General features: G+C 39.7%; 11 protein-coding genes and 2 pseudogenes. 8 read left to right on the top strand and 5 right to left on the bottom strand.

The features are described from left to right. The 4 genes from PUQ00_RS03325 (at position 1) to PUQ00_RS03310 (ending at position 4,822) form a co-directional block, all read left to right on the top strand. Positions 1-648, top strand: coding sequence for a hypothetical protein (locus PUQ00_RS03325; RefSeq protein WP_300413160.1), 648 nt, complete (start codon positions 1-3; stop codon positions 646-648). Between the two features lie 658 nt (positions 649-1,306). Then, complete coding sequence (locus PUQ00_RS03320) at positions 1,307-3,316, top strand: ATP-binding protein (RefSeq protein ID WP_300413158.1); 2,010 nt, start codon at positions 1,307-1,309, stop codon at positions 3,314-3,316. Between the two features lie 285 nt (positions 3,317-3,601). Further along, positions 3,602-4,474, top strand: a complete 873-nt coding sequence (locus tag PUQ00_RS03315) for a hypothetical protein (protein ID WP_300413156.1) — start codon at positions 3,602-3,604, stop codon at positions 4,472-4,474. A 21-nt stretch (positions 4,475-4,495) separates the two neighbouring features. Further along, positions 4,496-4,822, top strand: a complete 327-nt coding sequence (locus tag PUQ00_RS03310; RefSeq protein ID WP_300413154.1) for a hypothetical protein — start codon at positions 4,496-4,498, stop codon at positions 4,820-4,822. A 64-nt stretch (positions 4,823-4,886) separates the two neighbouring features. Here PUQ00_RS03310 and PUQ00_RS03305 read toward each other — a convergent pair. Further along, positions 4,887-5,015, bottom strand: a pseudogene (locus tag PUQ00_RS03305) (Uma2 family endonuclease); the annotation flags it as partial. Here PUQ00_RS03305 and PUQ00_RS03300 point away from each other — a divergent pair. Continuing rightward, positions 5,012-5,440 (top strand): annotated as a pseudogene (locus PUQ00_RS03300) (AAA family ATPase); the annotation flags it as partial. The pseudogenes PUQ00_RS03305 and PUQ00_RS03300 sit on opposite strands and share 4 nt — an antisense overlap. A 46-nt stretch (positions 5,441-5,486) precedes the next feature. Here the strand turns inward: PUQ00_RS03300 and PUQ00_RS03295 are convergent. Further along, positions 5,487-5,981, bottom strand: coding sequence for a hypothetical protein (locus PUQ00_RS03295; RefSeq protein WP_300413152.1), 495 nt, complete (start codon positions 5,979-5,981; stop codon positions 5,487-5,489). Between PUQ00_RS03295 and PUQ00_RS03290 the strand changes: the two genes are divergently transcribed. Continuing rightward, the gene (locus PUQ00_RS03290) at positions 5,972-6,289 is read left to right on the top strand and encodes a hypothetical protein (protein ID WP_300413150.1); all 318 of its coding nucleotides are present in this window, start codon (positions 5,972-5,974) and stop codon (positions 6,287-6,289) included. The two genes, PUQ00_RS03295 and PUQ00_RS03290, sit on opposite strands and share 10 nt — an antisense overlap. On the opposite strand, the gene PUQ00_RS03285 is transcribed toward PUQ00_RS03290, so the two are convergent. Both PUQ00_RS03285 and PUQ00_RS03280 read right to left on the bottom strand, forming a co-directional pair. Next, a complete protein-coding gene (locus PUQ00_RS03285) occupies positions 6,232-7,134 on the bottom strand; it encodes a hypothetical protein (protein ID WP_300413148.1) in 903 nt (300 codons plus the stop codon). The genes PUQ00_RS03290 and PUQ00_RS03285 overlap by 58 nt on opposite strands. Positions 7,135-7,659: 525 nt before the next feature. After that, positions 7,660-8,559 (bottom strand): hypothetical protein, encoded by a 900-nt coding sequence (locus tag PUQ00_RS03280; protein ID WP_300413146.1) that lies wholly within the window; start codon positions 8,557-8,559, stop codon positions 7,660-7,662. A 356-nt stretch (positions 8,560-8,915) separates the two neighbouring features. Between PUQ00_RS03280 and PUQ00_RS03275 the strand changes: the two genes are divergently transcribed. Beyond that, a complete protein-coding gene (locus PUQ00_RS03275; protein WP_300413144.1) occupies positions 8,916-9,800 on the top strand; it encodes a DUF4157 domain-containing protein in 885 nt (294 codons plus the stop codon). Positions 9,801-10,034: 234 nt separating this feature from the next. Here the strand turns inward: PUQ00_RS03275 and PUQ00_RS03270 are convergent, their stop codons facing one another. Further along, positions 10,035-11,303: a DUF4255 domain-containing protein gene (locus tag PUQ00_RS03270; protein WP_300413142.1), complete on the bottom strand. Its 1,269-nt coding sequence runs from the start codon at positions 11,301-11,303 to the stop codon at positions 10,035-10,037. Positions 11,304-11,573: 270 nt separating this feature from the next. Between PUQ00_RS03270 and PUQ00_RS03265 the strand changes: the two genes are divergently transcribed. After that, positions 11,574-13,295: a serine/threonine-protein kinase gene (locus tag PUQ00_RS03265; protein ID WP_300413140.1), complete on the top strand. Its 1,722-nt coding sequence runs from the start codon at positions 11,574-11,576 to the stop codon at positions 13,293-13,295. Positions 13,296-13,800: the final 505 nt, after the last annotated feature.

Raw genomic sequence — 13,800 nt, 5'->3', positions numbered from 1 at the left:
ATCCCGCGAGATACAAAACCAACACCAACCCAAGTTATCCCGCGAGATACAACACCAACACTAACACCAGTTATCCCGCGAGATACAACACCAACACTAACACCAGTTATTCCGCGAGATACAACACCAACACTAACACCAGTTATCCCGCAAAATACAACACCAACACTAACACCAACACCAACTACAATACCAACACCAACACCAGTTATCCCGCGAAATACAACACAGGATGAGACAATGCCTACTGGTAACTATATCGGGGTCGGTGGTAATTTTGGATTGAGTGGAGATACTGCTTTAGGTGAAAGTGCTTTTACTATCTTTAGTAAAATTGGTTTAAGAAATAACTTCTCTTTTCGTCCTGCTGCTACGATTAGTGACAAAACTGTATTTCTTATACCTGTAACAATCGACTTTCCAGTGGAATCAATCACGGATTTGGGAGAATCCCAAATAATTGCAGTTCCTTACATAGGAGGGGGAGCAGCAATTTCCACAAATGAAGATACTTCTGTAGGATTTCTTCTTACGGGTGGTGTAGATGTGCGTGTATCACCTGAATTTACCGCAACTGCTGGACTAAATGTTGATTTTCTCGATACAACTGATATTGGGCTACTGTTAGGAATTGGTTACAACTTTTAAAACTTAGAGTTGATTTAAGTAAGTCGGCCAATGATGCCAAGCTTTGATTTATGATGCCATAGTTGTGTGAAAGCTTTTAAACTCTTTTAGAAGCGGTTGAAAAAAGCTTTTGTACTCAACTATATATGGAATCTTTAGTAAGTAAATCCCATCAAAATAATAATCATAGACTAAAGTCGAATAAGCCAAGAATGTATTTTCTCTTATGCTTATCTTAGAGCGTAGGATAAAAATCCATCAAAACTAGTGGTCTATGTGATTAATTTTGAAGGATGTAGAGACGTTACATGTAACGTCTCTACAATGGTTTTAACCTTTGTTTAACCCATCAGAACTTATAACATGAACCATTAATAGTCCATGTCATAAGTTTTAAGGGGTAGTGCGAGCATCTTGCTCGCATTATATAGTCAGCGAGCAAGATGCTCGTATTACACCTACCCATCAAAATTAATGGGACAGACTAGTAGTACAGTACGGCGTAAATAAGCCACCATTTGAAATGTTTGAAACCTTTGATAACAAGTAATTCCGCCTTGCGGTACTAGTGATCTGTGCAATTAATTTCGCACTTACGTAGAGACATTATATGTGACGTTCTCTACAACGGTTTCTAATTTATTAATACTATTTTTTTATACTTAAATGGTAGATAACGATGAGCGCAACGACTACCACCAATCAGAATGTTGATAATCATGCGTATATGACAGTAGCCTTAAGCCAGCTTAGGGAGACTTTGGTGAAGCACGCTGACCCCAATTTGCTGGAGGAGGATATTACACATGAAAAAAGTCCGATCGCTTCATATTTAATAGATTCGATTATATCCCCTGAACCTTCTGCGTTAGATAGACTTTGTGTCACTTTTGGTTTAAGTGATTTTGAACGGAATTTACTGCTGTTATGTGCTGGTGTAGAACTTGATGCTAGTTTTCCAATACTTTGCGCTGCGGCTTGTGGAAATACACAGCGTACTTATCCCACTTTTGGTTTGGCGATGACTATGTTAGAAGGTATGCACTGGGATGCCTTTACTCCCGCAGGTGCGCTACGCAGGTGGAAATTAATCGAAGTGGGTTCTGGAAGTGAGTTGATGAGTAGTCCTTTACGGATTGATGAGCGGATACTGCATTATTTAATGGGTGTACAGCATTTAGATGACCGTTTGTTGGGGATAGTCGAACCTGTAACAGTGAATCCAGATTTAGTACCCTCTCATACACAAATCTCAGAAAAAATGGTAGCTGCTTGGTGGATGGAGATTCATGATTTTCTCAAGCTGCCAATATTACAGTTATGTGGAAATGAAGTAGCTAGTAAACGTCCAATTGCGGCTCTAGCTTGTCACTATTTGGAATTAAGCTTATACGCAATTGCTGCTCATGCTTTGCCAACAACTCCCAGTGATCTCAAACAATTTAAGCTACTTTGGGAGCGGGAGGTGGCACTAGCTAATTGCGCGTTGTTAATTGACTGTGATGATTTAGAAGGTGCAGATACAGGAAAAGAAGGAACGATTACGTATTTATGCGAATGGATGCGTTCTCCGGTAATAATTACTACTACCGAACGCAAGCGATCGCGATTAAGACCGTTACTAGTTTTCGACATCGAACGTCCGACAACAAAGGAACAGTACACTATCTGGGAGCAAGCATTGGATGATACATCTGAATTTCTTAATGTTCAAGTAGATAATTTAGTATCTCAATTCAATCTCAGTGTTCCGGTGATTCAAGCAGCTTGTTCTCAAGCTAGCGTTCAGTGGCATCAGCAGAAGTCAGAAGTTACAGAAATTCCAACAGATTTTAACTATCTTCTTTGGAATACTTGCCGCGCCCAAGCTCGTCCGAAATTAGATGATTTAGCACAGCGAATTGATTGTGCAGCAGACTGGGAGGATTTGGTATTGCCAGAATCTCAGATACAAGTTCTTAGAGATGTTGCGATGCAGGTTAAGCTACGAGCCAAAGTATACGATCGCTGGGGTTTTGGAGGCAAAAGCAAGCGAGGATTGGGAATAAGCGCTTTGTTTGCTGGTGTCAGTGGTACAGGTAAAACAATGGCAGCTGAAGTCCTCGCGCTGGAATTGCAATTAGATTTATACCGGATTGATTTAAGTGCAGTAGTTAGTAAGTATATCGGGGAGACAGAGAAAAATCTCGGTAGGGTATTTGATGCGGCAGAGTTGGGAGGTGTAGTATTACTATTTGATGAAGCCGATGCTTTATTTGGTAAACGCAGTGAAGTCAAAGATTCCCACGATCGCCACGCCAATGTCGAGGTAAGCTATTTACTACAGCGTATGGAAAGTTACCGAGGACTTTCTGTATTAACAACTAACTTAAAAAGTTCATTAGACCAAGCATTTCTTCGTCGGATTCGCTTTATTACGCAGTTTCCCTTTCCAGATTCAACTCAAAGGGCAGAAATTTGGCGGCGGATTTTTCCCAAGTCTACACCAACAGAAGGTTTAGATTATCAAAAGTTAGGACAGTTGAATGTTGCAGGAGGTAATATTCGTAGCATTGCATTGAATGCTGCATTTTTAGCAGCACATGCTAACGACGCAGTAACAATGTATTATATGTTGCAGGCAGCTAAAAGCGAGTATATCAAATTAGAGCGATCGCTCACGGATACTGAGGTTAAGGGGTGGGTTTAGGGATTTTGTATTATAGTTGCTGTTGTTTAGACCTGAATCCTTACACCTTCAGGATAAAATATAGACCAGAACTACCTGAAAGCCTTGATTTAAAAGATCCAAACCTCTTACCGTATCGGGGAGAGGCTTTGAAAACCCTATTTTGTCGTTCCCCTTCCCTCGTAGGGAAGGGGTTAGGGTTAGGGGTTAGGTTTTTGGTTATTAATATTGATACTTTTCAAACATCCTCTAAACATGGCAACAAAACAAGTTACTAATTTTGTAACGCGCGGTTAAGGTATTTCTATGCAGAATCGAGAACACACGCAAAATAAAAATTTTGATTTGAGAACATCGGCTTTCTCAAACCCTACAACCGGAATTTTTGATTCGCCTCCGTTTGTCGTACAGTCAAAAAATGATAACCAGGTACAGCAGCCTGATTTGAAAGCATCTTTGATACAAGCAGAAAAATATGGGCATCACCTCGGACGCTTCCAGTCCACAAGTTCTCAGAAATTAGAAGGCACCAATACAAACGAGACAGGGCAAACTACCAAAGCAGGACAACAAGCTAGCATTACTCAACTTAAGAAAGGAGGGAAGAAAAAAGTTAAAAAATCTTCTCTGACTTCCGAAGCAAGAGCTAAAACAACAGTAGCAAATGCAGATCAACCATTACACCCCGCCGTAGCGAGCGCTCCCAATAGATCAACCCACGGTCACGGTCACACCTTCCACGGTCATCAAACAACAGATGCTCAACAGGAACATCGTGTAAAAACTGGAACAACACCCGATAAAAAGTCTGGTAAACCGCCTAGCCAATCTTCACGCTTTACTTCTCCTCAAGCAGAAGCAGAAGCACTTGGTCGGGGACGCAGAGCTTTAGATACTGACCTGAAAAATGGTGCAATACCACACCAAGGTACTGGTTTTGTAGACCCAAAAACAGGGGCACCAGTTAGGCACAGTGTTAGTGTCACCACTAATCGTAAGACAGGCTTTGGTGTTGCAGCAGTAAAGCAAAGAGATTCAGCAGGAAAAGTGATTAAAGACCCAAAGACAAAGCAACCCTTGACTACTGTAGACCCTACGCCGATTAAAACAGCTAAACTAATCTATGAATATGTTCCAAGTGCTAAACAATGGCGCCCCCTAACATATTATCCTAATTAAAAAAGGAAAAAATATTATCTTATGAAAAACAATACTAATATTGAAGAAGCTCTTAAACAAGAATTTGGCTGTTATTACATAGCCGACGAACTACTAGAAGGGTGGGAGGATTCTTTATCACAGATGGCATGGGCTTCAGCCTCTCGTCTAGGCGATCAAGTAGGAGAAAATCACATTCAAGACTTGATTCAACTGTTAAAAGATGCACGCAATGACCCCAATCATCCTGTCATCCAAATGATTTGTGACGAAACACTCATTGACTGGATTGATGAGCCAAGAGATTGGCAGATATTGCAAAATTTATTGGACATGATTGTTATAAATTTGAAGCAAGAAGCTGCTTAAAGAATCACAACATGCGCGACTTAAATATTAACTAATGTGTTATAATGTCATCAAGTTTGAGTTTGCAAATAATCGGCTCTTTTTGCCATAAAGGTTCAAACCTAAGTTGTTCGTTATCCAAAACTATTACGTCTGGATGCATTGCTGTAGCTTGGGCAGCAGCTGGCTTGATTAAGCAACTTTTATGTAGTATTACTATTTGATGAAGCCGATGCTTTATTTGGTAAACGCAGTGAAGTCAAAGATTCCCACGATCGCCACGCCAATGTCGAGGTAAGCTATTTACTACAGCGTATGGAAAGTTACCGAGGACTTTCTGTATTAACAACTAACTTAAAAAGTTCATTAGACCAAGCATTTCTTCGTCGGATTCGCTTTATTACGCAGTTTCCCTTTCCAGATTCAACTCAAAGGGCAGAAATTTGGCGGCGGATTTTTCCCAAGTCTACACCAACAGAAGGTTTAGATTATCAAAAGTTAGGACAGTTGAATGTTGCAGGAGGTAATATTCGTAGCATTGCATTGAATGCTGCATTTTTAGCAGCAGATGCTAACGATGCAGTAACAATGTATTATATGTTACAGGCAGCTAAAAGCGAGTATATCAAATTAGAGTGATCGCTCACCGATACTGAGGTTAAGGGATGGGTTTGATTTTGGATTTTTAAGCAATACTGTATCTCCTGTTAATTGGACTAATTCTTTTAATTAATGGGTCTACTTCTGGCAGTTGAGTTAAATCTACTGGATTCCCCTTACCTGGTTTTGCTCCTATTTGAGGATAATTTATAGGATTTGTAGGATGATTACTTAAAGGAATGTGTGACAATTCGGCACCTTTACCTTTATTACCTTTTCCCCATGTGGCGGGTGATTCTTCAACATCTTGCTTAATTGTCTTACCCTGTTTTTTGGGGTTTGGAACTACAGTTTGCTTCAATGTCTTTGAATGCAGCCAACCATTATCATTCACGCCATCACTCTTTTTTGATTGATTGGGATCTGTTATTTGAATTCTTCCGATATGACCTTTTCGACTGTTAGAGCCTGGAGGTGCAAGGCGATCGGGTCCGTGTCCGTGAATATGTACTCCTTTTCCATCAGGAGTATGTGCAAACGCAAAAAGAAAATAGTATACAGCAGCCTGATTTGAAGACATCTTTGATTCAGACAGAGCATTATGGTCATAACCTTAGCAAGGTTCATCCCACCGATCATAAAATAATGACAGGAGTTCCATCTCAAACAACGGTACAGACAAAAATGAATATTCAGTCTGCTATGGCAAGTCAAAGTTTTGAAGGGCAAACAACTAACGATAGCCTAAATTCTAAACCTATGCAGCTAGTGTATCATAAAGAGGAGAGATTAAAAGCTAAGGAATTTAATCAGAAGAAGAAACAGGAAATTCAAAGTCGTTTACGTTTACGAGATGAACGACGAGGTGCTATTCCACTGCTACGATGAGCCGGGTGGCTGGGAGTATCTACATACTGAGGATGGAGAGCATAAATAGGATGCCCCTCGCTAGCGTGTTGAGCTTGGCGTTTGCTTCGTTCATTATCATCTATAGGTGTCTTGAAAACCTCGTCAACAAGTTTTGTTGCTTCTTGTTGCTGACCTTTTGTGCCCTGTCCTGTATGGTGTCTTCCACCTTTAGCTACATGTTCATCATGGCTAACTAAATCGAAATTAGAAGGCCATGCATGAGCTTGCTGGTGGCGTGCATCAGTACTTCCAGGCGATAAATTTTCAGCTTTTGCACGTTTGTCAACCTCCGGTATAATGTCAACTGAGTCTACCTTATGATCCATTTCTAAGGCTTTCCCATCTGCAAGCCTGCCTCCAGGAGAATTTGGGTCTACGTCATGTTTTTTACCGAAAGGGGATGTATAGTGTGTTTTCCCTGGGCTTAATCCTTGCTCAAAATGGGCTTTTCTCAGTTTTTTTGGAATCTGTAGCCTTAAAGCTTGCCGTCTGTTAGGTATCGCTTCTGTATAGTCTGAGTCGTCTGGATCGTTATGAGAACCCCTCATCAATTGAAGAACTCCAGCATTGATAGTTCCAGCATTTCTCTTTTGCTGTACTGCTTGAGATGTGAAAGCGCTACCAGACTGAATGCTATGAAGATGATGGCCATAACGTTCTTTCTGCATTAGAGATGCCTTCAAATCAGTGTGCTGTGATTTTTCTGGAGTTTGCTGCTGCACCACAAAAGGACGTGACTCGAACATTTCCTGCCTTGTATTAGTTAAAAAAGATGGTGTTTGTTTCTGAGTATTTTTGGTTTGGGTACTTAGTTGTTTTGGCATTTCCGTACTCTAATTTATAAGTAAACAATACTATCTATCTATCTAATGATACTTTGCCTGAAACTCTTAGCAGAAATACTATATTAATTTCGCCACACTATTCAAATATAACCGCGCTAGTATAATATCTGCTTGGGCTACACCTTGTAATGCACCTGCGAGTAAAGGACGGCGATCGCCTACATTAGCAAACTCTGTTAAGTTTTGAACAATGCGGGTAAGATGTTGGAAGTCGGGTTGCGATAGTTGGACAAATACCCCGTTCTGTGTCTGGGTTTAAGCGAGATGCCCGCATCAGAGAAGTTTTTAAGTTAGGTTACTGTGAATCTTTTTGTTGTTTCTGCTGTACTACCGACGAACACAGTTTAAACATTGCTTGAACTGGAGTGTTAAATAAAATGGATGAAAGCTTTTGAGTATCTTTCATTTTAGTGCGAAGTTTATTTTGCATATTATATTTTAAATATAATAGTTTCAAATTCTCAGATTCTCGACAACTCTTGTGAAGCCAATAACCTTAATTTTTCATTGCATCTTCTGCAAAATCAACTGTTCACCACCTTGTTTTGCGACGATGGCTGGGTCTAAATCTAGCTTTGCTTGAACGTGTTCTTTTACCTGTCTATCTTCATTAATTACTTGGTCACGAACTAGTTCTGCGGCATTTTTTAATTTTACCTGCTGCTTACTATCTTCAGCTTTGCTAGTTTTAGATTTATGAGTATTGGTTAAAGGAATATTAACCGCACGCTGTATAGTAGCAAATCCTTTGCGATCGCCCAACATATCCATCGCTTCTCTTTTAGCTAAATATTGACCGCGTGACCCTACATTTGTTGATGTAGTATTTTTATGCTCATTGTATGTAGAAGGGGGCGGCATAAATTTTTCTTGATTGTTCTGTTGGATGCCGCCAGAACCTGCTAAATTACTCTGAGTTGGTTTATTTAGCAATTTTGTAACTTCTGGGTCATGATGAGGCGAGCTTTCTGCTGTTGCTTCCTTCTCAGAAATCTTATTTGTTGTGGGTGATGTTAAATGCTCATCCGAATTTTGCTTTTTGTCTTTGTCTTTTGATTTGGAACTTTCCGTTGCGCTTTCAGTTTTTTCAGCAAAGTGTTTTTTTGGTTCAATATTTCTATCTTTTTGATTATTAAAAGTTTTTAACCCATTACCAACACTCAGCACCTTCTCTAGTACTTTTTTATTGCTAGTGAACTTATTTGTCTCTATATCCATACCCGATGCTAACTTTTTTTTTTCCTCTTCATCTGTCGATAGCATTTGTATTGGTGTAGTAGAAATCGCACATTGAATTTTATCAAGGTGATGACCGTAACGTTCTGCCTGACTTAAAGATGCTTTTAAGTCTAGTTGCTGGGAAGTCGTCTTTAATTGCATAATAAACGGGCGACCTTGAAGCATTCCCGAATTTTGATTAGTTAAGGAATGCAGCGTTTTTTTCTTATTTTTTTCCTGGCGCTGATACACTCGGCTATATATACAGATAGTTTGACTAATCTTTAATCATTAATACTCTATTTCTTCTATATTAAAACCATTATTAAGTAAGTCAACATAAAAGATTAGACTAAAGTCTAATCTTTTCCAGGATTTTCAGCAAATCAATTGATCTATAATTTGGGGTATTGCAATTCAATTATAATTTATAATTTTATCTCACTAGTTTTGGATACTTGGTAGTAAGGAATTTATCGCTGATGTAAGCAAGTCGCTCTGATTAATATATTTTTTGTTCAATATTATACCTGGAAGCAACAATGAGTACTCAAAAACTTCTCCAGAAAAAGTCTACCTCAACAGACACTGCAACCTCAGATAATCAATTTGAAGGTCGTGGGTTTGCCGTACAAAGCAAGTCAGATAACGAGCAATCAGACTTAAATACTCAACTAAAACAGGCAAAACGTTTTGGTCACAGTATTAGCCAAATGAAGTCAGAATCTGCTCAACCTTCAAAACAAAACCAAGCTAGTCAAAATTCCTCCTCTGGTTCTCGTGGTTCCATGCCTGCACCAGTAAGATCAAAAATGGAAAATTCTTTTGGAGCAAATTTTGGCGATGTCAGCATTCATACAGATAGCCATCAAGCTAAATCGATGGGTGCTTTAGCTTTCACTCAGGGCAGTAATGTTCACTTTGCCCCTGGACAATATAACCCGCAAAGCTCTTCAGGACAAGCACTGTTAGGACATGAACTTACGCATGTTGTACAACAAAGAGCCGGAAGAGTAGCTGTACCACACCAAAGTAAAGGTGCCCCGATTAATGCTGACCCCAGCTTAGAAACAGAAGCTGACCAAATTGGAGCAAAAGCTGCTCAAGGTCAGCAGGTGCAAGTTCCTGGGGCAACTAGTAGCTTCAAGACTATTCCGCCAATCCAGAACAGCACCGAACCCGTTCAGTGTTTCTTACCCTTGTTAATGGGTGGGTTAAGAGCCTTGGGAGGAATGGGAGGAATGATGGGAGGAATGATGGGCGGTGGCGGTGGTCAACAACACGGCGGTGGAGGTATGATGTCTGGTCTCGGTGGAATGCTTGGCGGAATGCTTGGCCCACTTGGAGGAATGGCAGGAAGTATGTTAGGTGGTGTTGCTGATAGCTTCATGGGCGGTGGTGGAGGTGGACAACAAGAAGAGCAATAGATGTAATTACAAATTTGTTTTTGGTGCGTGACGCTGTAAAGAGTAATGTCGGGTAGATTATTTTTTCGTAGCGTCACGCACATTACATTAAAATGGCGCTTACTGCGCGAATTGTAGGTTGGGTGGAGGCTTTGCGTAACCCAACTGAAACAAGGAGCATTTGTTAGGTTTCGTTCCTCCACCCAACTTACGATCAAGTTTTTTTAGTTTAAGTAAGTGCCATTCAACCCTACATTATTTAATTGTAATTCGTGGCGAGTCGTACTCCCCACTTTGATTTTTATATAATGGACTCTCTGCTCCATCTACTTTTACCCGCACTAAGTATTCTCCGGCTTTGATGTTTTGAAGAGGTATTATAATAGTGTCCGTATCTTCTGTTTGTGTTGATGCCAAACAAGAGTAAGCGATTGGCTCATTTTTTGATATTTGATTTAGTTGTAATATCACTCTTTGGTCTTTACCAACTTTTGGACTAAATTTAACGCTGATGTCTATTGAGCGTAAATCCCTATCATTACCCTGTAGAGACGTTACATGTAACGTCTCTACGGTAATTTTTGGATGTAGCACAAATGCCATAACGTTTGATTCGACGAGATTATGTTGCTCTTTACGGACTACGGTTTCATGTATAATTTGTACAGTTTGCACACCTGCGGGTAATGAAGGTACTTGTAGACTTACTTGTGTATTTTGAACATCAAAAGGTGTGAATAATTTATCTATATTACTTAGTCTCACTTTGGTAATATCACCGCGTAATTGTTTACCCTGAATCAATAGCGTACTGCCTATAGTAATATGAGCTTCGGGTTGTGCGGGCATCGTTACTTTTTCGATAACTGGTTCAGACAACATCAAGTCAAGAACCTCTGATTTATCGGTACTATCACTCTCTATCAAAACCATTGACACTTGATAAGTAGCCGAAGGTCGATAATTTGTTTGCAGCGCAGACCAGATTCTGGAAGTTTCTTCCATGCTTAAAAATGCTGGACTAACTTTCATTCGCCCAACCCTAAGAGCTAAATTAGATATAGATAAACCTGTAATCGCCTGTGAAAATACGCTCGATGTATTTGTCTCGGCAGCATTTTTTAAAGCATTTTCAATAGTCTCATATGTAATATTAGGTAATTTATGCAACATTTGCATTGCGTAACCTAGTAAAATCTCCGCTTGAAAATCTTTGGTGCCGTAAGCCGTTAATACATAGTGTAGGTCAAGAGCTAACGGGGGATTGGTCGAGTTTGTGTTACTGGTGGTGTAACTACTGCGGTATTCTTGAGATATCCAATCAACGTTACGATTTTGCGTGACGTGATATAAAAAAAGGTTGATTTGTGCCCGTTCGTCACTTCCCACTTGAATTTTATCTGGTGGTAACGCTGTTACAACTACATCACCAACACTCGCTACTATGGCATCACTTACTAAACCATTTTCCAGCAAGTTTTTTATTACTGCCGTGACGGTGGCTATAGAGAGGGCATTACTCATCCTGCTTCCTCATGGCAATTCCATAAATAATAATACCTGAGAATAATAATTATGTAGGTTGAGTTCCGTTTAGCGAAGCCAACTTACGCATTGTTGAAATATTTTGTAATTTAGACAAAAGTATAAGATGAAACATGTACATAATATATTAAAATCGCATTAACATGGAAAATCAATTATTATTAGTATAGTTATCAATTAATTATCTAGCTATTTAGTACATCAGGTTTCTCAAAAAAGTTTATTAAAAAATAGGATGGGTTTCCCCAGATGAACTCCCTACCATCAAATAATTTTTGGATAGGTCGCTTGATTGGTGATAGCCAGCGTTATCGCTTAGAGAAACGTCTAGGTAGAGGTGGTATGGGAGAAGTTTTCCTAGCCACAGATATGCGCGTTGGCAAAGATGTAGCACTCAAACTGCTCAACGAAAAATTGGTCGCATCTGGTGAAATGAGAAAACGCTTTGAGCGCGAAATTGCAATTTGCGCTGCTTTGGGAAGCGACCACATTATCGAAATTAGTGACTGTGGTGTTACTACAGAAGGTTATCCATTTTATGTCATGGAGTACCTGCGCGGGCAAACGCTACGTCAATTATTAATGCGCGAAAGACAATTACCACCTGAACGTGTGGTAAAAATTATGACACAGGTGTGCAAGGGTTTGCAGCTTGCCCACCGAGGAGTAGTCATGCAACTCGATGGGAAAAACACAGAGCGCATTAAGGTTATTCATCGCGACTTGAAACCAGATAATATTTTTTTAGTTCCTACAGACTTTGGTGAGTGGGTAAAGATTTTAGATTTTGGGATTGCCAAAATTTACAATGAGTCTTCCGAGCAAACAAATCTTACTAAAACATTTATTGGCACGCTTCGCTACTCGTCACCGGAACAAATTCAAAATAATAAAAATATAGATGTATCTGCTGATATTTACAGTTTGGGAATTATTATTTATGAAATGCTTAGTGCCGCAGACCCTTTTGGTTTGAGCATTCAAGGTAATAATATTAGTGAACCTTCATGGTTACTTGCTCATAGTTATGAACCACCTAGACCGTTACGCGAGCAACCTGGGTGCGAACAATTGTCTCCAGAGTTAGAAATTGTAGTAATAAAATGTCTCCAAAAGAACCCAAGCAACCGCTTTGCATCGGTGGAACAATTGAGTAAAGCGTTGCAAGCTGCCATTACCACAACCAAAGCTACTAGTTTTAAGCCAAGTCAAACTATCGTTCAAGCAAGACCACTGCAACGACAAACGCAAAACACACCTCAACCAAATTCCAACGACGAAACAGTTGTTAGACCTTTACAACCGTCACCCCAAAACCCATTACAACCAGATTCTAACGATGTAACAATTAATAAGCCATTGCGACCGTTATCACAAACACCTCAGCCCGGTTCCAATGACGAAACAATTATCAAACCATTGCAACCACCATCGCCGCAACCTGCATCTAATCTACCTCGACAACAGCCATCCGAAGGTACTATTATGCAGAAGCGACCTTCTAATACTCCACAGCAGACACCCGAAGATATTATTTTCCAACCGGGCGCTGGTAGTGGTGACAGACAACCACCAGATAAAACGTTATTTCAACCGCGACCAACTAGCAATCCTGGTGGACAACAGGTTGTCGATAACACGATTATGCAACAGCAGCCTCGTGCTGCTAATAGTCAACATCCGGTAAATTCACCACTAAATAGACCTGAAAATACAATATTCCAACAACGGCCTGCTTCTAATCAAAGGCAACAGCAGATACCAGAACAAACAATCTTTCAGCCAAGGAAAGATATACCAACACCTCAAAAAAAATCTTTTAACACCTTGCGGATGGGAGGCATTATTTTAGCGATCGCACTTGTACTAGGTATTATTTTTTACTTTATTTTTAGTAGAGTTAGTAATAATAATGATCGGAAAGTGCCGACATCTTATTATTATATTGAAGGTAAATCCGTTAAAGTGTAGTTTAAACGAAAAAGTGGCCGCTTTAATCTCTTCTATATTAAGTGAAGAGCTGATGGAGTCATTCCAGTTTATATTCTGCTGTATCGATAGCCTTCACTATGCCTAATCGCCTTTAACAGGTTTTTAGTGGCAGTATACAGCATAATTTTTTACTTTAGCATATTTCCCTCCGTTTTTCATATCTGGAGGGGATTTTATTGCAGAAAGCGATCGCGTGAATCAATAACTAGCAACTTGTGTTACTAGAAAAATTAGTTATTTATACGGAAGTCTTTTTTTTGCTGCCAAAGCTATGTTTATACTTACATAGACAATCAATAATATCATACAGTAATACATTGCAGATATTTGCGATTGCCAGCCTTGAGTCTCAAGGGTAAGCGTAAAACAAGTAGACAAGTTATTTCTGGTTGTTGCCTCAATGTAGTTATTTAAGGAGTGTCAATAATTTATAGGACTCCTATTTGATTTCTGAACAAGACTAAGAGAGAATACGGAGAGGTTT

The sequence above is a fragment of the Nostoc sp. S13 genome, assembly GCF_029379315.1.
Taxonomy (GTDB): domain Bacteria; phylum Cyanobacteriota; class Cyanobacteriia; order Cyanobacteriales; family Nostocaceae; genus Nostoc.
This window is presented reverse-complemented; position numbering and strand designations above follow the sequence as displayed.